Annotated in this window: 17 protein-coding genes and 1 pseudogene; 13 read left to right on the forward strand and 5 right to left on the reverse strand. The window is 39.2% G+C overall.

Going from position 1 to position 21,032, the window contains the following annotated elements:
- The first annotated feature begins 74 nt into the window (after positions 1-74).
- Positions 75-1,031, forward strand: coding sequence for a bifunctional helix-turn-helix transcriptional regulator/GNAT family N-acetyltransferase (locus MKJ01_RS03195; protein ID WP_241611500.1), 957 nt, complete (start codon positions 75-77; stop codon positions 1,029-1,031).
- Positions 1,032-1,176: 145 nt separating this feature from the next.
- Here the strand turns inward: MKJ01_RS03195 and MKJ01_RS03200 are convergent.
- Positions 1,177-2,255 (reverse strand): annotated as a pseudogene (locus MKJ01_RS03200) (ATP-binding protein).
- A 460-nt stretch (positions 2,256-2,715) separates the two neighbouring features.
- Between MKJ01_RS03200 and MKJ01_RS03205 the strand changes: the two are divergent.
- The 9 genes from MKJ01_RS03205 to MKJ01_RS03245 all read left to right on the forward strand — a co-directional run bounded on the left by MKJ01_RS03205 (position 2,716) and on the right by MKJ01_RS03245 (position 14,963).
- A complete protein-coding gene (locus tag MKJ01_RS03205; protein WP_241611498.1) occupies positions 2,716-3,951 on the forward strand; it encodes an exonuclease SbcCD subunit D C-terminal domain-containing protein in 1,236 nt (411 codons plus the stop codon).
- Positions 3,952-3,957: 6 nt separating this feature from the next.
- Positions 3,958-7,692: an AAA family ATPase gene (locus tag MKJ01_RS03210; RefSeq protein ID WP_241611497.1), complete on the forward strand. Its 3,735-nt coding sequence runs from the start codon at positions 3,958-3,960 to the stop codon at positions 7,690-7,692.
- A gap of 146 nt (positions 7,693-7,838) precedes the next feature.
- The gene (locus MKJ01_RS03215; RefSeq protein WP_241611496.1) at positions 7,839-8,744 is read left to right on the forward strand and encodes a universal stress protein; all 906 of its coding nucleotides are present in this window, start codon (positions 7,839-7,841) and stop codon (positions 8,742-8,744) included.
- A 10-nt stretch (positions 8,745-8,754) separates the two neighbouring features.
- Entirely contained in the window at positions 8,755-9,201 is a 447-nt protein-coding gene (locus MKJ01_RS03220; protein WP_241611495.1) for a GNAT family N-acetyltransferase, read from the forward strand.
- Positions 9,202-9,203: 2 nt separating this feature from the next.
- The gene (locus MKJ01_RS03225) at positions 9,204-10,328 is read left to right on the forward strand and encodes an alanine racemase (RefSeq protein ID WP_241611493.1); all 1,125 of its coding nucleotides are present in this window, start codon (positions 9,204-9,206) and stop codon (positions 10,326-10,328) included.
- 69 nt (positions 10,329-10,397) lie between these two features.
- Positions 10,398-11,270, forward strand: a complete 873-nt coding sequence (locus MKJ01_RS03230) for a helix-turn-helix domain-containing protein (protein WP_241611492.1) — start codon at positions 10,398-10,400, stop codon at positions 11,268-11,270.
- Positions 11,271-11,592: 322 nt separating this feature from the next.
- The gene (locus tag MKJ01_RS03235; protein WP_241611490.1) at positions 11,593-12,690 is read left to right on the forward strand and encodes a glycosyltransferase family 1 protein; all 1,098 of its coding nucleotides are present in this window, start codon (positions 11,593-11,595) and stop codon (positions 12,688-12,690) included.
- On the forward strand, positions 12,683-13,792 hold the full coding sequence (gene glf / locus MKJ01_RS03240) for a UDP-galactopyranose mutase (protein ID WP_241611488.1): 1,110 nt from the start codon (positions 12,683-12,685) through the stop codon (positions 13,790-13,792). The genes MKJ01_RS03235 and glf overlap by 8 nt, the downstream gene beginning before the upstream one ends.
- Positions 13,773-14,963 (forward strand): hypothetical protein, encoded by a 1,191-nt coding sequence (locus MKJ01_RS03245; RefSeq protein WP_241611486.1) that lies wholly within the window; start codon positions 13,773-13,775, stop codon positions 14,961-14,963. The genes glf and MKJ01_RS03245 overlap by 20 nt, the downstream gene beginning before the upstream one ends.
- Positions 14,964-15,068: 105 nt before the next feature.
- Here the strand turns inward: MKJ01_RS03245 and MKJ01_RS03250 are convergent, their stop codons facing one another.
- A complete protein-coding gene (locus MKJ01_RS03250; RefSeq protein WP_241611484.1) occupies positions 15,069-15,479 on the reverse strand; it encodes a VOC family protein in 411 nt (136 codons plus the stop codon).
- Positions 15,480-15,893: 414 nt separating this feature from the next.
- Between MKJ01_RS03250 and MKJ01_RS03255 the strand changes: the two genes are divergently transcribed.
- From MKJ01_RS03255 to MKJ01_RS03265, 3 genes are all read left to right on the forward strand, one after another.
- Positions 15,894-16,451, forward strand: coding sequence for a hypothetical protein (locus MKJ01_RS03255; RefSeq protein ID WP_241611482.1), 558 nt, complete (start codon positions 15,894-15,896; stop codon positions 16,449-16,451).
- Positions 16,452-16,535: 84 nt separating this feature from the next.
- Complete coding sequence (locus MKJ01_RS03260; RefSeq protein WP_241611480.1) at positions 16,536-17,255, forward strand: ATP-binding cassette domain-containing protein; 720 nt, start codon at positions 16,536-16,538, stop codon at positions 17,253-17,255.
- Positions 17,256-17,304: 49 nt separating this feature from the next.
- Positions 17,305-17,742 carry a hypothetical protein gene (locus MKJ01_RS03265; RefSeq protein ID WP_241611478.1) on the forward strand — a complete coding sequence of 146 codons (438 nt, stop codon included), beginning with the start codon at positions 17,305-17,307 and terminating at the stop codon, positions 17,740-17,742.
- A 70-nt stretch (positions 17,743-17,812) separates the two neighbouring features.
- On the opposite strand, the gene MKJ01_RS03270 is transcribed toward MKJ01_RS03265, so the two are convergent.
- The 3 genes from MKJ01_RS03270 to MKJ01_RS03280 form a co-directional block, all read right to left on the reverse strand.
- Positions 17,813-18,619 carry a patatin-like phospholipase family protein gene (locus tag MKJ01_RS03270; protein WP_241611476.1) on the reverse strand — a complete coding sequence of 269 codons (807 nt, stop codon included), beginning with the start codon at positions 18,617-18,619 and terminating at the stop codon, positions 17,813-17,815.
- A gap of 96 nt (positions 18,620-18,715) precedes the next feature.
- Positions 18,716-19,156, reverse strand: coding sequence for a DUF2306 domain-containing protein (locus tag MKJ01_RS03275; RefSeq protein ID WP_368366258.1), 441 nt, complete (start codon positions 19,154-19,156; stop codon positions 18,716-18,718).
- A gap of 299 nt (positions 19,157-19,455) precedes the next feature.
- Entirely contained in the window at positions 19,456-20,493 is a 1,038-nt protein-coding gene (locus MKJ01_RS03280) for a helix-turn-helix domain-containing protein (RefSeq protein ID WP_241611474.1), read from the reverse strand.
- Positions 20,494-21,032 lie beyond the last annotated feature (539 nt).

The following is a 21,032-nucleotide window of genomic DNA, read 5'->3' on the forward strand; positions in this document are numbered from 1 at the left end:
AAATAAGATTGCTGTAAGCATAATAAAATTTTTTTCATATATTTGCATAACCAATTATATAATTAATTATAAAAATGAGTTTCTTTGATAAAACAGGTAAGATGGCTCTGGGAAGCCGGTTGCGTTTATTAACAGCCAAGGTAACGGAGAATGCCGCCAAAATATATGAACTGTATGATATAGACTTTTCTCCGAAATGGTTTCCTGTATTTTTTATAGTTTCCGAAACCGGTCCTATTACCATTACACAAATTGCGGAGCAAATTGGTCATTCACAGCCATCCGTAACTAAGATCATTAAGGAAATGACCAAGACAGGACTAATAGAAAATTACCTTGCTTCAGAAGACAAGCGCAGAAACACAGTTGGGCTTACCAAAAAAGGAGCCGTTATCGCTGAACGCATGATCAGGGAACAATGTGTCGATATTGAAAATGCTATTGACAAAATAATGGACGAAACGACGCACAATCTTTGGGAAGCCATTGCAGAATGGGAAGCTTTACTGGAACAGAAATCGCTTTACGAACGTGTAAGGCAACAAAAGAAGTTTCGCGAAAGCAAACGGGTACAGATTGTTGACTATTCACCTGACTATCAATCGGCTTTCAGATCATTGAATGAGGAATGGATTTCAAAATATTTTGAAATGGAAAAGACCGATTATAAAGCACTCGACCATCCTGATGAATATATTCTGAACAGAGGAAAAATATTCGTTGCTCTGTATAATAATGAACCGTTAGGAGTCTGTGCCCTGATTAAAATGGATGATCCTGAATATGATTTTGAAATGGCAAAAATGGCAGTTTCCCCAAAAGCGCAGGGCAAAAACATAGGATATTTATTAGGATTGAAAGTGATTCATGCAGCAAAAGAGTTAGGCGCTAAAAAGATTTATCTGGAAAGCAATACAGTTTTAAAGCCGGCAGTCAATCTATATCATAAGCTCGGCTTTCAAAAAATTTCAGGCCGGTTTACACCCTATCAACGCTGCAATATTCAGATGGGATTAACTTTAAAAGACTGAAGCTTTACGAATAATACGTGAATAATAAAGATTTTTATTAACAGTACTCCGGTTTTTATAAATTTTGTTTTCTCCATCAGCTGAGAAACCGTGCCAATACAGCCTGACTCAATCATCGAACAAGCGAATTGATCATTCAGCTGTTCTAACAATTTAATTTCAGGTATACTTTAAATATGGATCCCTTGCCTTCTTCACTTTCCACTTCAATTTTACCGCCGGATGTTTCTACAATCTCTTTTACCAGGTATAATCCTACCCCGTTTCCTTCTTTCTGATCGGCAACCCGGTTGTATTTTTCAAAATTTTATGCTTTGATTCGGATGAAATTCCCATTCCATTATCTTTAACACTGATTACAATGAAACCGTTTTCCTCTGCGGATGCTATTTGTATTTCAGGTTCCCGATTATCCGCGCGGTATTTAATGGCATTGTTCAACAGGTTATAAATGATGCTCCTGAGCTTACGTCTTACAAACAGTATTTCAGAAACCTGAATTTGATAACTGATTTTTGCATGGGCTTCTCTAATCTGCGGAGTCAGGGTAAGCCGGGCATCTTCAATTATATTCTGTAAATCTATGAGTTCTACTTCCGGCTTATATCTTTGCTCATGCCAGCGTGAGTCGACAAGCTCGCTAACCACCGATTTCATTTTCACCAAACTCTGTTCCAGATTATCTACAAGCTGCGGGAACCTTGCCATGCTTTTTTCAGGAAGCCTCTTCAACATTTCGATAGTCAATCCCAGGCTGGTAAGCGGTGTTTTGATATCATGCGCTATCGTATCAAGCAAAAGCTCATGTTCTGCCACTAACTTTTCCTGTTCCCGAAGATTTCGTATTCTCGATGTAATATCGATGAAGGTAATAATAACTCCATTTTTAAGCAGGCCCTGACGCGTTATATACGGAATGATATTTAGTTGATACCAACGCAGGTCAGTCGTCTGAATCTCTTTTTCTAAAATGTCGCCGCTTTCAATGACATGCTGAATAGTATCGATGAACGTAGGAAATCTGAAGTTATCGGAAACATTGGCAAACGGTTTTCCTATATCTCCTACTTTCAAGCTGAATTGCTTCATTGCCGGAGGCGTAAATTTCCTGAGCACCAAATCTTTATCCACAAAAAGCTGCGGAATAATGGTGTTCCGAAAATAATTTTCCAGCTCCTCATTCAGGTTTGTGAGAGTATTTATTTTTTCATTTTTGCTCTGCATCGCAAAATATAAGATTGATATAATAGGAAAGTTACGAAAATGGTTTAACTATAATATTAATTATGGTATTTTTTATTAAAATATCTTTTACTTTTCTTTTCCAAAGGTTACCAATATTTGAGGTGTGGCCACATATAAACGTCTTAAATGTTTTTTGTTATCAGCAGATTCCTGTAGTTCTCCATAAAACAAATAGTTATAAATTGTTTTTTGTTCTGTCATTATAAAAGTTTCGGGTTTAAGTTCAAAATATATAATACGAAATGGAAGGAGTGAAACTGTACAGCTTGACTCGTCTCAATTTATTTATTACTTTGCTTTAAATTAATCTGCTCAATCTAAAATCCTTTAAAATCACTTATCCTGTTGATAAAATATCATTGATTATCGACATCAGACCGAGAAATTAACGCATAAGCATCTAAGTCAATAATAAATGATGCCCGGAAAAGACCAACTTATGAAGATTCTACATACCGCAGACTGGCACATTGGCCAGCTGTTTCACGAATACGACCGCAGTGCGGAACACCGGCAGTTCCTGGATTGGCTGCTTCTTACCCTACAGTCGGAAAAGATTGATGTATTGCTGATCAGCGGAGATGTTTTCGACATTTCCAATCCTTCAGCAACCTCTGTCAAAATGTTTTATACGTTCCTGAATCAGGCTGCAAAAGCTAATCCTAATCTACAGATTGTCATTACGGCTGGGAACCATGATTCGGCATCCCGGCTGGAAGCACCGAAACCTTTGCTGGAATCTTCCAATGTCCATATTATCGGCATGGTAGAAAAAGATTCAGAAGGCAGTATTGATTATGAAAAACTGGTAATTCCTCTCCATGATGCTTCCGGAAATATCAAAACCTGGTGTCTTGCCATTCCTTTTTTACGGATGGGTGATTATCCGGTAATTCCCAATTCTGAAAACCCATATACGGAAGGCATTACAGCTCTTTATCAGAATGCATTTCATTACGCCTGCCAAAAAAAACAGGATACCCAAAACATTATTGCTATGGGACATCTGCATACCTATCAGGCAGAAATTACAGGTCTGGACACAGTTGAGCGACCAATAATGGGCGGAGTGGAATGTCTGCCGGCAACAGCTTTTCATCCGGACATAAAATATGTAGCATTGGGCCATATTCATAAAGCACAGAGAATCGGCGGTAAAGAACACATCCGCTATTCGGGCAGTCCGCTGCCGATGTCATTTTCCGAACTCAATTATAAACATCAGGTCATTGTTTTTGAGCTTGAGGAAGAGATCAGCAATATAAAAGCAATAGAAATACCCATATTTGTTCCGCTTCAGCGCATTCCGTCTTCACATGCTCCTTTGCAGGAAGTGATTGACCTGCTACGACAGCTTCCGCCAGCCCAGAACAATCCGGAAGTCGCACCTTATCTTGAAGTCAGGGTATTGCTGGATGGCCCTGAACCTGCTTTGCGGCACAAGATAGAAACGGCATTGGAAGGAAAACACGTGAAACTTGCCAGAATTGATAAAACTTATCCGGTTTCACCAAAAGAAAAGAATGAATTTATTACCGAGGAAAAACTTAATGAACTGAAACCTCTGGAAATCTTTGAAAAAGCATATTTAAACAGGTACAATGCTGATGTTCCCGATGATCTCGTACAGCTTTTCAGACAGGTAACGCAGGAAATCAATCATACCCCAGAATAAGATTACATGAAGATACTCGCTATACGGATCAGGAACCTTGCTTCGTTGGAAGGCCAAACTGAGATAGATTTTACCGCAGAACCGTTGCGTTCAGCCGGGATCTTTGCCATTACCGGAGCTACAGGAGCCGGAAAATCCACCATATTGGATGCCTTATGTCTGGCACTGTATGGGAAAACACCTCGCTACCTTCAGGCCAGAGAAATGGGAATAGAAATCCGCGATGTACAGGGAAGCACACTTAGCCAGGGTGATGTCCGCAGCATTCTGCGCGACGGAACGGCAGAAGGATTTGCCGAAGTTGACTTCAGGGGTGTTGACGGGCAGCATTACCGTGCTACCTGGAGTGTACGGCGCGCCAGAAACAGAGCGGAAGGCAGCATGCAGTCTGATAATATTACACTTAAAAATATCACTTCCGATACTCCTGTCCCGGGCCGGAAGCAGGAAACATTAAATGAAATCGCCCGTCTGGTCGGATTGAATTTTGATCAGTTCACCCGATCTGTTTTATTGGCACAGGGTGATTTTACGGCTTTTATGAAGGCCAATAAAGATGAAAAATCATCCCTCCTCGAAAAGCTTACAGGAACCTCCGTATATTCTGAAATTTCAAAGAAGATTTATGAAAAATATAAAGGTGAAGAACAGCTGCTGAGGGATCTTGATCTCCGGAAACAGGGAATCATTACTCTTACCGAAGAAGAACTGTCGGTTCTGCTGGATGAACAGGCTACCCTGGAAACCATACTCAAAACATTAGAGCAGGATATTAAAGGTTTGACGGCAGAAATCGAATGGCACGAACAGCTTGCCCAGATGCGGATTAAATATGATGAAGCACAAATAGCATTCCTGAATGCTACCGATATCAGAACCGCTTCATTACCGAGAAAGCAGAAACTGTGGGCCGCCGAACAGGCACAGCAGACCCGTACTTGGGCAGATGCTCTAAGGAATGTCCGGCAACAGTATTCAGAAAAAACAAATATGTTCAACGTTTTAAAAGAAACCCTTTCTACTCTTCATACAGAAAAAGAACAGCTGGAAAGACTTCTTAATACTACAGAACATGATCTGACAGTAAAAAACAACGCGTGGCAGGAAGCCTTACCTTTGCTGGAACAGGCGAGAAAGCTGGATACGCTATTATCCGAAAAGAAAGAACAGCTCGATAAAGCCGGTAAAGAAGCAGAACAGGCTTCAGAAAAAAGCAAGGAACAAAAGGCTTTACTAAGCAAAAAAAGAGAAGTTCTTGCGGCACTTTCAACCGAAATAAAAACACTCTCTGACTGGAAAACAGAAAACACAGATCGCTCTGCTGTAGCGGAAAACAGGGATATTATTATTTCTAAATTGCAGGATGCACAGAAACTTCTTGAGATTGAGCAGTCTGCTACCCACGATCTGGATGTTTTAAATAATAAGATTAAAAACAAAGAAACAGAAAAAACAAACCTTGAAGCACGGGTCGCCAGACAACAACAGGAATGGGAACAGGCTAAGAAAAACTATGAAGACCAGTCAGCCATATTGCAGCTTATTCCGATAGAAAGATTAGAAAATGAGAAAGCTGAAAACAGCAGCAAAGTTGAAAATACCATTGAGGCAAAAGCCCATTGGCAATTGTTCTATAGCTCACAGACAGAATATGAAGCTTTATACCGGAAACAACTGAACCATCAGGCTGATCATCTGTCTAAACAAAAAACTTTACAAACACTTAGGCTTCAGTTAGCAATTGAAAAAGCCCAGAAGGAAACGGCGGGACAGGCACTGCATCAGGCCCGGCTGGCATCTGCTGAAAATGTGGAAGCATTAAGGTCTGCACTGGCTGTTGATGAGCCCTGTCCGGTATGCGGAAGTACTCATCATCCGTACGTCCTGAACAATCCACAGCTGGAAAATGTGCTATCAGTCCTGGAAAATACTTTTACAGAAAAAGAACACCTTTACCTGCTGAGCTACCGACAGCATAATGCATTGGAACAGGAGTATGAAATGCTCAGCCAGACTATTCGGCAACAAGATGAAGCAATTGCTGTTCTCAAAACCGTATTGGAAAAAAGGAAGGAGATTTGGGAATTGTCTGAAATAGCAAAAGAATGCAGCTCTATAGCTGATGCTGACAAAGCAGACTACATAGAAAGACAACTGACATCTCTGAAGATAATACAAGTAGACCTGCAGGGTCAGATTCAGGCATACCATATCCAAAGGGACCAGCTGCAAAAAGATAAACAGCATCTCGATCACCTGAAAGAAAATGCGGATGCACTTGTAAACCGGGTAAAAGATACAGTAACGGCTATTACCATGTTCCAGGAACAGCAAAACGGCAAAATACTCGAAAACAATAAAGCCGTTTCCGGACTTGCAGAAGTAGAACATACACTTTCCATTTATTTTAATACACCTGGATGGATGGAAAGCTGGAAAGCAGCTCCGGCTGATTTTACAGAACGTATCAATACGTTTGCACGAAAATGGAAAGCCAATACACAAAATTTAGAAGAAAACCAACGAAACGCAGGAATAGCAGAGGCCACTATAAATGAGATGGAACACATGGCCCGGACACTTGCCATAGCGTTCACAGAGAAAACGGAAATTTTTAACCTGCAGCAGGAGGATTTTAAAAATCTAAAGCAGCAGCGGGACAGCATTTTTAAAGGCCATCCAACAGAAGATATTGAAGTCAGGCTGAAGGCCGAGTTGTCCGATGCCCAGCAAAAGCTTGAACTCCTTAAAACCAATCAACAGCAGCTAAATGTGGCTCTTACAAAAGCCCACACGCAACTGGAAGAACTGACCGGCATTTTAAACGGGTTGCAGAAAGATGCAGAAACCGCTTCCGGAAAAATAAACCACTGGCTCAATGAATACAATCATAAAAATGGTGACTCTCTGACTTTTGAACAGCTTTATGAATTGCTGGAACTATCAAATGAATGGATCATCACCGAACGTTCAGCTGTTCAGGAAATAGAAGAAGAAGTTACCAAATCCTCTTCCGTCCTGGCGGAAAGAAAAGGCTTATTGGATATTCATCAGCAAAAGGTAATCGCGGCTAGACCGCTTGATGAACTTACTTTATTAATAGGAGAAGCTCAGTCAGATGCTGAACAAAAAAAACAGAAAAAAGGAGAAATCAGTTTCCGCCTTCAACAGGATGAAATGCATAAAAACCGTATCGGTGAGCTGCTGAAAATAATTGAAAAACAGGCCATTGTTACAGAAAACTGGGGCAAGCTTAATGAAATCATCGGTTCCGCAGACGGTAAAAAATTCCGCCAGATTGCTCAGGAATATACGCTGGATGCCCTGCTTGGCTACGCAAATATCCATTTGAAAGCTCTTACCAGCCGATACCGGATTGAACGTATTCCTGCTTCCCTCGGCTTGCAAGTAGTGGATCAGGATATGGGGGATGAAATCCGTACTGTCTATTCGCTGTCAGGTGGGGAATCTTTCCTGGTTTCCCTCGCCCTGGCTTTAGGTCTTGCCTCTTTATCATCAAGCCGTATGAAAGTTGAGTCTCTATTTATCGATGAAGGTTTCGGCTCGCTGGATCCCACAACACTTAATATTGCGATGGATGCTCTGGAACGTCTTCATAACCAGGGAAGAAAAGTCGGTGTCATCTCCCATGTTCAGGAAATGACGGAAAGAATTCCTGTACAGATCAAGGTGAGCAAGCAGCAGAGCGGCAAGAGCATGGTAAAAGTGGAAGGAAATTAAATAGATGAATTGTCATTAATCTTTAGTATGTGATAATAAGCGGCTAGAGATACCTCATAACGGTAAAATATACCATGATCGTGTTTGTTTCTAACAGCATATTCATCCTTAACTTTATAACTTTGCATTATTATAAAACAAGAAAAATGAGGACTACGTTCGATACAATACTGGTAACTGTTGATTTTACGGAAAAATCCGATAATGCAGTTGCAATGGCGGTACATATGGCCGGCAGACATGGTGCCCGTATTATCCTGTTTCATAATTTCAGTAATTATTATATTATCGACAGGATGGGCAAACAGGCAATCGGGACTGAAAATGCCAAAGAGAATTTTAACATCACCGAAAAAGGCCTGCAAGAAATACAACGTACGATACAAAAAGAAAACAGTTCACTGCATGTGGATACATTTATTGGAAACAGCAGCCTGACCGACAGCATTAACGAATGCATTATTTCCGAAAAAGTAGACCTCGTCATCACAGGAACATCAGGCCGGCAGAAAATGAAGGAACTCTTTTTAGGATCTGCTTCTTATGAAATACTGACGGGAATCCAATGTTCGGTTCTTCTGGTTCCGGAAAAGTGCCACACTTATGATTTTGAAAAGATCCTGGTTCCGGTAAGGGTTACTGAAAACCTTCAGGAAAAGCTGGCTGTTTCACAGAATATCGCCAAAAAGAACAACGCACTGATCAGCCTGCTGGGAATCTGCAGCGAAGAGGATGTGGACGAAATAAAAGAAGCCTACAATTCAATATGGAGTACCTTGTCAAAAGATACCATCCGTTACTCCACGTCATTTTTACTGACTAATAAAAAGGCTGTCCAGATTTCGAGGTTTTCGAAGATAGAACATGCTGATATCATTATTCTTAATTACCATGATGAAAACAGCTGGAAATCCGTATTTTCAGAGAACTTCTTTAAGCAGATCATTAACAATACCGAAATTCCGCTGTTCTTTTTAAAAAAGATATCAGAAGTGAGCGGTACCCCTGAAAAAAATGCAGGTTTCGATATTACGCTTCCCTTTCCGGGATAACAACAAACAGATGATAACATTAGATATATATTCAGAAAAAAACATAACCGGCGAACATCAGAAAAATGAAATTACCGGTTTTCTTTTCAGGCACCTGGAGCAGTACGGAGATCCTGAAAAAGATATTTTAAGTGCTGTAAACTATTCGCTGGGAGAAAACGGTACACCAGGCGGATTGATCATTACCGCAAAAGATGAAACCACAGGAAAAATAGCGGGCGCAGTTGTTGTCAACAAAACAGGAATGAGCGGTTATATCCCGGAAAATATCCTGGTATATATCGCTACCGATAAGGCTCTCCGCGGACATGGAATCGGAAAACAATTGATGCAGAAAGCTGTTGAATGCTCAGAAGGAGATATCGCACTCCACTGTGAACCGGAAAATCCGGCAAGGCACCTGTATGAAAAACTGGGATTTACAAGTAAATACCTGGAAATGCGGTTAAAAAAATAAAAATGTCATATATTACTTTAGATACAGAAAAACTAGTCCATAACTATAAATTTTTAGATACTGTTTTTACAGCACATACCATTGAGTGGGCCGTAGTAGCCAAACTTCTCTGCGGAAATGAATTATTCCTTAAAAGCCTGCTGGAGATTACAAATAAGGACATCTGTGACTCGAGGCTGAGCAACCTGAAAAAGATAAAGCAGCTGTCTCCCGAAACCAAAACACTGTACATTAAACCTCCTGCCAAAAGGCTCGCAGAAAGCATTGTGAAATATGCTGATGTAAGTTTTAATTCTGAACTGGAAACCATCAGAGCATTATCAGAAGAGGCGTTCAAGCAGCAAAAGACTCACCGAATCGTTATTATGGTTGAAATGGGTGAGCTGCGGGAAGGTGTTATGACGGATGCTTTACAGGAACTGTATGGTGAAGTGATTAAGCTTCCTAATATTCAAGTGGCAGGAATCGGCACCAATCTGAATTGCCTGAACGGTATACTTCCGGATAAGGATAAACTTTCGGAACTTGTCAGGCATAAAGAAGCTGCAGAAGCCCGGTACAAGAAGCTTATTCCCAACATTACTGCCGGCTCTTCGGTAACCATCCCTCTGCTCTTCAACGGAGATGTTCCTTCGGGAATCAACCATTTCAGAATCGGGGAAACCTTATTTTTCGGAACCGATGTATTTCATGATCAAAATATCGCCGGTATGCAGCAGGATGTTTTTAAACTTACGGCGGAAGTCATCGAAATTATCGAAAAACCCATGATCCCTAACGGAGAAGCAGGAACCAATTTAACAGGAGACCGTCCGGTACATGATCAGAATAACCGGAATAAAACATCAGTACGGGCTATTGTAGACGTTGGCCTTCTGGATATTGATCCTAAACAGATTTTCCCTTTGGAAGAAGGGCTTGAAATTATAGGAGCCAGCTCTGACATGATGATCCTGAACAGCACGGAAGAAAATTCTGCTCTGAAGGTAGGTGACACCGTAGATTTCGGAATGAACTACATGGCCGTGCTAAGGGCAATGAATTCGGATTACGTAGATAAAAAAGTAACGTATGCGAAGTCCCGTAAAAACGGAAACCATCGGAGTAATGTCCATACTGTATCATAACAGAAATACCGCAAGAGTTTTGCGGTATTTTTTTTTATCTTTATGTCAGCATGAATTAATTTTTTCATTTTGAACCATAGCATACAAACACTTCTTTTAAGCCAGCTCAATAAAGGTCATCCTTTACAAAACGAGCTGCTGATCTTTACTGTTGATGATTTTTTCGAACATATTGCTTCAGGACAACATTATAAAAATAAATTTTATTCAGTTTTCCTGTTAAATGAGGGTTCAGGTTCGGTAATTATTGATGATGAAGAATTTACGGTACAGCCTGAACGGTTTTTTTTCGTTAATTATCATCAGATTTATCAATTCAGGCTCAGTGCGGCAAAAGGATACGTCCTTATGTTTACCAAATCATTTTACAATTATGTGTATACAGGAAATAAACTGATCCGGAGCGATGCTATCCTTACCGATGTTCCGCCTTATATCGATCTGTCACGGACATCGAGGAAAGATGTATGGCAGAACTTTGAAGCCATTCATCGGGAATTCGTGAACAACAAAATGCTTTTTAAAGAAATCCTCTGTCTCCTGGTGAAAGTTTTTATTTTAAAATACATCAGGAATGCCAATACCTTTTTAAAATTCAACAGGTCTGTAGACCATAAGAAAGATCTTGTTGACCGTTTTTCGGATCTGGTCAATACTCATTTTAAAGAGCTGAAGACTACGGCTCCTTATGCGGAACAGCTTAATATTACGCCCAATTATCTTAATGCGCTGGTAAAAGAACAATTAGACCTTACGGCAGGGCGATTCATTAAAGACAGGATTATACTTGAAGCTGAGCGTCTGCTTCTTCATACCACTTTCTCAATAACGGAAATCGCCTATGAGCTGGGCTTTAATGACAATTCTCATTTCGGCAAATATTTCAAATCCGTAAAAAAGATCTCTCCCAACCGGTACAGGCTTAAAAAAACACGGCTTTAATCAATTCTATTTTCAGTGATAAGCCGAAGCTTAATTTTCATCATTTACAATATTCAAAAAATCGAATAAGAAACTTTGTTATTGTACTGATGATCATTCATACGCTTTTACATACCACAAAAAAACTTAAAAATCAATTAGATATAACCAATTTTAAGGATTTCATATATGATTTAGAACATAAATAAATGATTTTTTAAACAATAGTTTTACCATACAGTTTAGAATTACACAACCTATTAAATCCGAAGTTTTCACTATAAAAGTGCAAAGCTGATCGGGAATTTCTAACCATTCTGAACTGCAATAATATCCAAATTATATGCAGAATATTTTATGCTTCAGCCATTTACACTGGAATTTTGTGTACCAGCGACCGCAACATTTGCTTAGCCGCTTTGCCAGACAGTATCATGTTTACTATTTTCAGGAGCCAAATCCGGGACCGGACGCCTACCATATCACAAAGCAGGACGGTATTTCAATTGTTTCACTATCTATCGATGACCAGGATCATGATCGTAACGGGAGATTAAAAAAGATAATCGATCAGTTCATCAAAGATCATGACATCCAGGAATTCATATGCTGGTATTATACTCCGATGGCTCTGGAATATACTGCTCATCTTGAACCGCAGGTTACTGTTTATGATTCAATGGATGAACTGTCGGCATTCCGTTTTGCGCCGCCTCAGCTTTTACCTTTGGAAAATGAACTTTTTAAGAAAGCAGATGTTGTATTTACGGGCGGACATACCCTTTATCAGGCCAAAAAGGACCGGCATCATAACATCTACCCTTTTCCCAGCAGCATTGATAAGGAACATTTTCAGGCAGCCCGGTATAACAAGACGGAACGTGAAGATCAGAAAGCCATTCCTCATCCGAGATTCGGTTTCTACGGCGTTATCGATGAAAGATTCGATATTGAGTTACTGAGAGAAGTTTCCCAAAGAAAACCTGACTGGCATTTTGTGATTATCGGTCCTGTTGTAAAAATTAATCCGGATGATCTTCCGAGAGCAGAAAATATCCATTATCTGGGTCCAAAGAAATATGATGAACTCCCGGAATACATCAGCCATTGGGATATTGCCCTTGTGATGTTTGCTTTAAATGAATCCACAGAATTCATCAGCCCTACCAAAACCCCGGAATATCTTGCAGCAGGTCTTCCTGTTATTTCTACGCCTATCAAAGATGTCGTAAAACCGTATGGAGAAGAAAACCTGGTATACATCGCCGGCGATTCAGATACCTTTATCCTGTACGGCGAGGAAGAACTTACCAAAAAATCGAAAAAAGAATGGCTCCTTAAAGTTGATGAATTCCTGGCCGATGATTCCTGGGATAACACTTTTGAGAAAATGAATGTATTGATAAACAACGTAAAAAAAAGCAGCGGTATCTATGTATGATTTCCTGATTGTTGGCTGCGGCTTTGCCGGATCAGTCTTAGCAGAACGGCTGGCAGACGCCGGAAAAAAAGTATTAATTGTGGATAAGCGGGACCATATTGCGGGAAATGCCTACGATCACTATAATAAAGAAGGGATATTAATCCACAAATACGGTCCTCACATCTTCCATACCAATTCAGAAGAGGTTTTTTCATATCTCAACAGGTTTACAGAATGGCGGCCTTACGAACACCGTGTACTCGGCAGTGTAGACGGGCAGCTGGTGCCGATCCCCATTAATCTTACAACGATTAATTCACTGTACGGAAAAAACCTGACCTCTGATGAAGTAGTCGATTTTCTGGCGTCTAAAGCCGAACAGCGCAAGCCTGTCCTCACTTCTGAAGACGTGGTGCTGAATGCGGTAGGAAAAGAACTGTATGAAAAATTTTTCCGTGGTTATACCAAAAAGCAATGGGACCTTGATCCTTCTGAATTAGATGCTTCCGTTACCGCAAGGGTTCCTACGAGAACCAATAAGGACGACCGGTATTTTACAGATACTTTCCAGGCAATGCCTAAAAACGGTTATACAGAGATGTTCAAAAAAATGCTTTCTCACGAAAACATCCATATTATGCTGAATACCAACTATAAAGACATTGTTGATATTATTCCGCATAAAAAGCTGATCTATACCGGCCCTATCGATACATATTTTGATTACCGGTACGGGAAACTGCCTTACCGTTCCATTGATTTCCATTTTGAAACACTGGATACGGAAAATTATCAGCAGACCGGGACTGTTAACTATCCTACGTCTAATTTATATACGAGAATTACCGAATTCAAGCATCTTACTGGTCAGGTCCATCATAAGACGGCTATCGTTTATGAATATCCGAAAGCCGAGGGCGATCCCTACTACCCGATTCCCAGAAAGGAAAACCAGGAAGTGTATAACCAGTATAAAAAACTGGCGGAAGAAACTCCTGATGTCTATTTCACCGGACGTTTAGGAACCTATAAATATTATAATATGGATCAGGTGGTTGCACAGTCGCTGGCTTTATTCAAAAAAATCATAAAAGAAAATCATGGAATCCCGGTATCATAATCCTGAAAAATATTTCCGGTCATTCATCATGGGCGGATTTGAATGTGCCGATCAGCAGAATGCATTCGGAGAACGGGTTGACCTTATTAAGCTGACAGGACATGACCGCTTGATCGATGAAGATTATAAAAGGCTGCGTGATATCGGAATCCATACAGTACGCGAAGGCATCCGGTGGAGCCATGTGGAAAAATCACCTTTTCAGTATGACTGGAGCCAGGTGGAAGATATTATCATTCATGCTCAGGAAAATGATATTGAGGTGATCTGGGATATCTGTCATTTTGGTTTTCCGGATGATCTTACTCCTTTACACCCTATGTTTGCCCGCCGGTTTTCACATCTGTGCAAAGCCTTTGTCCAGAAATACAGAAGTCTCTGTCCTGAAGGCGAACTGATTATAACGCCTATTAATGAAGTCAGTTTTCTGTCGTGGCTGGGTGGTGATGCAAGAGGAACCAATCCATACTGTGTGAATCAGGGATGGGAAGTAAAATATATGCTGATGAAAGCCTATATTGAAGGAATTGAAAGAATGAAGGAAGCAGATCCCGGAATACGGATCATGGCTACCGAACCGCTGATTCATATTGTTTCACCGGACCCTTCAGATGCCATGCTAGTTCTGAAAGCCAATGAAAAGCACCAGGAACAGTTTCAGGTACTTGAAATATTGAGTGGAAATATGTGTCCGGAACTCAGGGGGAAACCTGAGTATCTGGATATCATTGGTGTGAACTTTTATTGCGATAATCAGTGGACGGTTAACGATCATCAGTACATTCCCTGGGATGCCACGCCGGCAAGCCCATTCTGGCGAAGTCTCCACTCCTTGGTCAATGAAGTTTTCATCAGATATGGAAGGCCGATCGTAATTTCGGAAACGAGTATGGCCGGAGAAAAGAGGTACCAATGGCTGCAGATGATCAGTGAAGAATGTGCATCCATCTTAAACAGCGGTATTCCGTTGTTGGGATGCTGCATTTATCCGATTATTGACAGGCCTGACTGGGATTTTCCGCTCAACTGGCATCACAGTGGTGTATGGGATATTTATGATCCTGTAACTTTGGAAAGAGAAATTCATACGGAAAGCTTTTCCGCTCTGCAGGATTTTAAGGCAAAAATAACAGGCATCAGCACATATGTTATGGAAGATGCTATAGGATAATTCAGTCCCTGTCAGATTTTAAGTAAAAACATTATACAAGTTTTTAAACAGGCTTTGGTTAAATACCAATTATTTAAACCGAAGCCTGTTAGTTTTATACGTAAACTATTTGCCTGCTTTGAATTTTTTAAGGGCTTCAGGGCTCACCGGTGTGAAAAAATTCACCAGGTTTCCATCCGGATCTCGGAACAGGAAAGACCGGTTTCCCCACGGCATTGTCGTTGGCATCTGAACAATACGGTCTTTTAGAAATTCTTCAAGCCGCTGATATTCACGTTCTGTATCGGCAACCATAAATTCTATAATGACGGACCGGTTACTGGCAGGCTGCGCCATATCACTTTCACCGAAAGCTTGTAATGTTTTTGTACTGCCGATCGCTAAGACACAATGTTCTGTAGCCAGCTCAGCAAAGTCATCCGTGTAAAAAGTAAACCGTTTACTGGTAATCTTTTCATAAAAGGCAGTAATCTGTCTGATATCTGCGGTAATCATCCTTATGGAAACTAAATTCATACTCTTGTTTTTATATTTTTTATCTCACAAATATACCTGAGCAGACTGACAACAGTCTGTCAGCATCATTTGTTCATAATATAGTTTATTGACTGGCTCAAATTTTATTATAATAATATTAGCCAATAGTCGTTATACTTATTATCTTCTATAAATCAATAGTTTAAAAGATTAAGTTCACATATTCTCTAGTGTTAAGATGTATTGATGATGAAGAACTTAAAAACAAATAAACAACTGTAAGCCAGAAATTTAAAACACACTCATTAATCATATCCGATACATAACATCATCTGTATATGGAAAGACGGAATAAAAAAAAAGTCTTACTTTTGTCCTGCAGTAAAAAATCACGCTGTTTATTTTTTATTTGATTTATTATGTCGATTTTTATAAGACTTTAAATTCAACCTTATGAGAAAAATAATTCTACTCCTAACCTGCTTATTCGGAATTTCAGCTTTTTCACAGATTAAAGTGCTGAAAAACGTTACGCTGGTAGAAATCGGTAAAGACAACTCCGTAGGTTTATATAAAAAAGAAGATAAATTTACCATCAATTATCAGGATCTGAATACAGCCAACCTGAATACATTCCGTTCTTTTTCTTTTCTGAATGTCAACAAAGATGTTGCGGGACTTTATGAGCTGATTACCAATGGTTTTATCGATACTCCGGAAGGCAATATCGTTCTTGAGCTTCCTAATGATATCATCGAGCTTCATTTTGATAAAAATTTCGGCCAGCCTACTGTCCAGTTTATCCAGTACATTAATAAAAACAGAAAGTATGTTGGAAAGTCTCAGGTGCTGAACAAAAAGCAGATCGATAAGATTTTCGGAAAGCTGAACGGGAAGTCCTCACTGTATGAAAAGGCACCGGGAACGGCAACAGCTAACCACCCCAACCCTTCGTCAGCTGCATCAGCTGCCACAGCTAATGAAAATAAAAATAGCAAACCTAAGAAATAATCGATATTTTAAAATATTAATCTGACTCATTCTCCGGAATGAGTTTTTTTATTTTTATTTTTGTAAAAAAGATCATTATCTATTATGTCTCTTCAAATACATCAATTAACCAAAAAATTTGGTGAACAAACGGCACTGAACAACATCAACATCTCTATCGAGAACAATGAAATTATCGGATTGCTGGGGCCCAACGGAGCGGGAAAGTCCACCCTGATGAAATCCATTGTCGGTGCTTTAAAAATTGATGAAGGCGAAGTAATTTTTAACGGTAAAAATATCACGGAACATGAAATCGAAACAAAGAAGAAAATCGGTTTCCTTCCTGAGAACAATCCGCTTTACATGGAAATGTTCGTTAAAGAATACCTGCAGTTTGTAGCCAACATCCATAAGATCCCTGCATCACGAGTGGATGAAGTTATTGCACTGGTAGGAATCACTCCGGAAAAAAATAAGAAAATAGGACAGCTTTCAAAAGGATACAAACAAAGAGTTGGCCTTGCCCAGGCTATTATTCATCAGCCGGATTTACTGATCCTGGATGAACCTACCAACGGCCTTGATCCGAACCAGATTATAGAAATCAGGAACGTGGTAAAAGAGATTGGACAGCATAAAACCGTTCTGCTTTCCACCCACATTATGCAGGAAGTAGAAGCCTTATGCTCACGCGTCATTCTTATCCATAAAGGAAATATTCTTCAGGACTGTGCAGTGGATGAGTTTAAAGGTAAATTCGGAAGCCTGGAAGAAGCTTTTGCACATTATACACAAACTGAAATCCCGGCAGACGCATATTAATGGCTTTAAATTTGATAAAATTAAACATCAACAAAAAAAGCCTTAAGACATGATTAAAAAGATTTTGCTCGGAGCATTCTGTATTGCACAGTTTTCTTTGGGGTATGCCAATGAAAGCAGCCCATCCGGGCTAATACCAGGTAACGGAGCTGAACTTTACCAGAAAGTCCCGAAGTCCGTGATAATTAAAACGAAAAAGTTTAAAATAAGAATCGATCAGCAGCCTAACGGAAAATATCTTTACCAATCGTGGCCTGCCACCGGGAAAATTACCTCAAAACCGAGCATGATTATCAGCGATGGCGAAATGATCCCTGACGGAACAGGCGGAAATTATTATTTTGAATTTAATAATAATGGCTACACGTACCAGGTCTGGAGAAACTATCTTACCGATTCTGCAAAAAAAGCACCGTACACGCTTACCGTCTATAACGGGAACGGGAATACCATTGTCAATCAGGCCGGATATGTCATAAAGAACTAACAGAAACTCCCACTTTGAAAGTGGGAGTTTCTATTGAAGACACAAATCTAAAGATTCTATTCTGATAAACTCAAACCGTCTTCTGTATTTCAGAGTCCTGGATATGAAAACAGCTTTCACCATAGCTTTCCTTTGCAGCCTGGTAGCCGATGTTAAAAATTTTTTCAAGACGGTCTTTCCTTCTTTCAAAAGTTCCGTAACTTGACAGCTCCTGTGAAGAAATAAACCAGTCGCAATGGCTGAACTTGATTTTCTCAACCCTGTAAGAAAGCAGATCATAAGAACGGGAAACAATGGCTTTGATGGATCTCAGGTCATCAATTTTAATGTTATGAGGTGGAGAAACAAAGACTCCGATCATTTTATCACATTCTTTCCTTATGATGTCGGCAGGAAAGTTGTTGAGAACGCCTCCGTCACAATACATTTCATCATTGATAATATAAGGCGTGGTAATTCCAGGGATTGAACATGAGGCAATGATTGCATCTACTACCCTGAAATCCTGATCAAATATTTTCTCTGTTCCGTTCACCAGTTCTGTAGCAACAATTCTTACTTCTTTATTCAGGTCTCCCATTTTCATATCACCGAAAATAGGACTGAGGTAATTCCTGAAAATAACGGATGAGACCAAACCCGGCTGATTAAACGTAAAATGTTTCCAGTTAAAAAAATAGACTGAATTGAAAAAATCTAAAATTTCACCGGGCGTTTTACCGATGGCATACATACATCCGACGATAGAACCGGCACTGCAGCAGGAAAGAATATCAATGTCAATATCTTTTTCGTTCAGGAATTTTAAAACACCTGCATGTGCAATACCTTTGGTACCGCCCCCTGATAAAACGAGTCCTGTTTTTTCTGAATTCATAAGATAAATGTAAGAAAACAGGAGGAAAAAAACGGGATAATTTTTACAGACGCATTGATTTTAAAATTATTTTAATAATACACAAAACGTGTTTATCTATTCTGAGAATTTATATTTAACAATAAAATATGCCACAATAAGATTAGGGATCCAGCACAGCCAGGCTACTATAAGATAAGAACTGGCGGGATTTCCTGTGAGAGATTTCAGTAACGGATACCATAATCTGAGTGTCACCGCTGCAAAAGTGCATGCGTAGCTATAAATCATGAAGTGCTGATGTGTTTGGATATTCCCGCTTCTTATATTCAATATGGCAATCACGGTTGTGCACAGCCAAACACATCCCAGGCATATAAATCCCAACGATGAAATCAGACCTCCGTTAGCATACACACCTAAATAAATACTCGCTATTGCGCTGACAATTACCGAGAAAACATAGATCTTTCCTATCAATCTGTGTATAACAATATGTTTTTTTCTAAACTTACTCCCAAATTGCCGCCACCCTATAAATAATGCCAATCCTCCCAAAATAATGTGTAAGAAAAAGCCCCTCTCCAGATTATATCACGAATGACTCCCGGAGTTTTAGTACTCAGAAATGTGTACTTATGATCTACAAAAGCATATAGTAGTGGATAAGCACCGATCAATAAAGCAAAGACACAAATAATGACAAATAAAAACTTTCTCATCGTAATAACTTATTAAATTTCAGCAAATGTGATAAAAACCATGAATACAAACGTTCCAACATGAAAGATGGAACAAATTTTAATGGTACTTATGAGCTGACATCTTTACTTTACTCCATTTAAAGCACCCTCCAGTCATTCCAAGGGTAAATTCCGGTTTTGTAGAAATTCTCTGGGAGAGATATGCATGTATTTTTTAAAATTCCTGTTAAAAGAAGTTTTAGAATTAAATCCGCTTTCAAAAGCTAAAGAGAGAATTGTGAATTTTTCATTTTCAGGCAGGACAGCAATTCTTTTAAATTCTTCGATCCTTTGCCTGTTGATGTAATCATAAAAATTTTTATTTTCAATTGTATTAATCGTTTGAGAAAGAATATTAGGATGGATATTCAACAGCTTCGCGGTATAGTCCAGTGTGAGTTCAGGATCTTTAAAAATTTTTTCAGACACCATTTTATCAGTCAGCCTTTCGTAAACCTCCTGCATTGATTCCTCTGTTACATTTGATCTCTGATATTTTACGGAAGCCGGTTCTATTGATAAACTGCTATCATCCTGGATGATGGTATCAGTCTGATCATTTCTAAAATTCAGGATACCAGCTTTAGTAATCCCAAAATAGGCTGCAACCGTAATAAAAACAACCACTAATGAAAAAATAAGAATGTCATTTTTCAGGATTACGGCAACCCATATCAAGGCTATGCCTACAATCAGATAATATACCCAGCTCAAATTAATTTTTTCAGTATTCGAATACTGCATAGAGATCTCTTTTCTGTATTTATATACATACAGGAGGCTTAAGCTCACGTATGCAATTCCGGAAATGGTATTAAGAATGCTGATACTTTTTCTGAGCTCTTTATAGGTTCCGCCGCCATTCTGATAAACGAAAATTTTATTTTCAGGTGGTGAAATGAAAAAATACAATAATATGAAATAAACGGTAATAGCAGGAGCAAAATGAAGCAGGCCGCTATACTTATCCTTATTCTGACACGTCAGATGTAAAATGTACAAATACATAATGGGTCCATGAACCAGGGGAAGCGGTATTTCCAATCCTAACAGATAAGGAAATCTTACATATTCTCCAGAAAAAATCAGTAAAAACAATATAAGATGTATCCCGATTGTGAAAAACCATATGGATAATATATAATCGGACATCACTTTTTTCTTCTTTCCTAAAATAAGAGAAGAGGAAAAAAAAGCGATCAAAATTCCTGTTACATAAAATATCACAGGAGTTGACAAAAATTGTACATTAAAATCAGTCATCTGAATACATAAAAGGTTCAGCTACTACGATTACTTAACAAATACCGGATAGATAAATATATTCCTTTTTAAGAAGCTTATGATTTAAACTTCAGCATCCATCCTACTCTGTTTTATTCCTTTAAAACTTCCTGAAAAGTCCGAAAAAAGATTAAGCTTTTAGTGTAATGAACTTTCATAAAAACCGCTGACGAACTATGACTGATAAATTTATCTTTTATCAAGTCTGGAATCATATAACCGGAAAATTTCTATATAATCCTGATCTGTTTTTACAGATTTCAGCTTTTCTTTTAAATCAGGATAGGGACTTAATATTTTCCCCAATTTGCCTTTCATATCATTAAAAAAGACACTCTCCCACAAAGTGTGTAAGTTAAAAAGTCAGGGCTTAGATTTTATAATCTGAGCCTTTCTTCAAAAATAAG

The sequence above is a fragment of the Chryseobacterium sp. SSA4.19 genome, assembly GCF_022601875.1.
Taxonomy (GTDB): Bacteria; Bacteroidota; Bacteroidia; order Flavobacteriales; family Weeksellaceae; genus Chryseobacterium.

Coding starts and splice junctions, on each gene's coding strand:
- MKJ01_RS03215 (WP_241611496.1), top strand. CDS start 7,839: ATGAGGACTACGTTCGATACAATACTGGTAACTGTTGATTTTACGGAA.
- MKJ01_RS03220 (WP_241611495.1), top strand. CDS start 8,755: ATGATAACATTAGATATATATTCAGAAAAAAACATAACCGGCGAACAT.
- MKJ01_RS03225 (WP_241611493.1), top strand. CDS start 9,204: ATGTCATATATTACTTTAGATACAGAAAAACTAGTCCATAACTATAAA.
- MKJ01_RS03210 (WP_241611497.1), top strand. CDS start 3,958: ATGAAGATACTCGCTATACGGATCAGGAACCTTGCTTCGTTGGAAGGC.
- MKJ01_RS03270 (WP_241611476.1), bottom strand. CDS start 18,619: ATGAATTCAGAAAAAACAGGACTCGTTTTATCAGGGGGCGGTACCAAA.
- MKJ01_RS03245 (WP_241611486.1), top strand. CDS start 13,773: ATGGAATCCCGGTATCATAATCCTGAAAAATATTTCCGGTCATTCATC.
- glf (WP_241611488.1), top strand. CDS start 12,683: ATGTATGATTTCCTGATTGTTGGCTGCGGCTTTGCCGGATCAGTCTTA.
- MKJ01_RS03265 (WP_241611478.1), top strand. CDS start 17,305: ATGATTAAAAAGATTTTGCTCGGAGCATTCTGTATTGCACAGTTTTCT.
- MKJ01_RS03260 (WP_241611480.1), top strand. CDS start 16,536: ATGTCTCTTCAAATACATCAATTAACCAAAAAATTTGGTGAACAAACG.
- MKJ01_RS03280 (WP_241611474.1), bottom strand. CDS start 20,493: ATGTCCGATTATATATTATCCATATGGTTTTTCACAATCGGGATACAT.
- MKJ01_RS03235 (WP_241611490.1), top strand. CDS start 11,593: ATGCAGAATATTTTATGCTTCAGCCATTTACACTGGAATTTTGTGTAC.
- MKJ01_RS03255 (WP_241611482.1), top strand. CDS start 15,894: ATGAGAAAAATAATTCTACTCCTAACCTGCTTATTCGGAATTTCAGCT.
- MKJ01_RS03205 (WP_241611498.1), top strand. CDS start 2,716: ATGAAGATTCTACATACCGCAGACTGGCACATTGGCCAGCTGTTTCAC.
- MKJ01_RS03195 (WP_241611500.1), top strand. CDS start 75: ATGAGTTTCTTTGATAAAACAGGTAAGATGGCTCTGGGAAGCCGGTTG.
- MKJ01_RS03250 (WP_241611484.1), bottom strand. CDS start 15,479: ATGAATTTAGTTTCCATAAGGATGATTACCGCAGATATCAGACAGATT.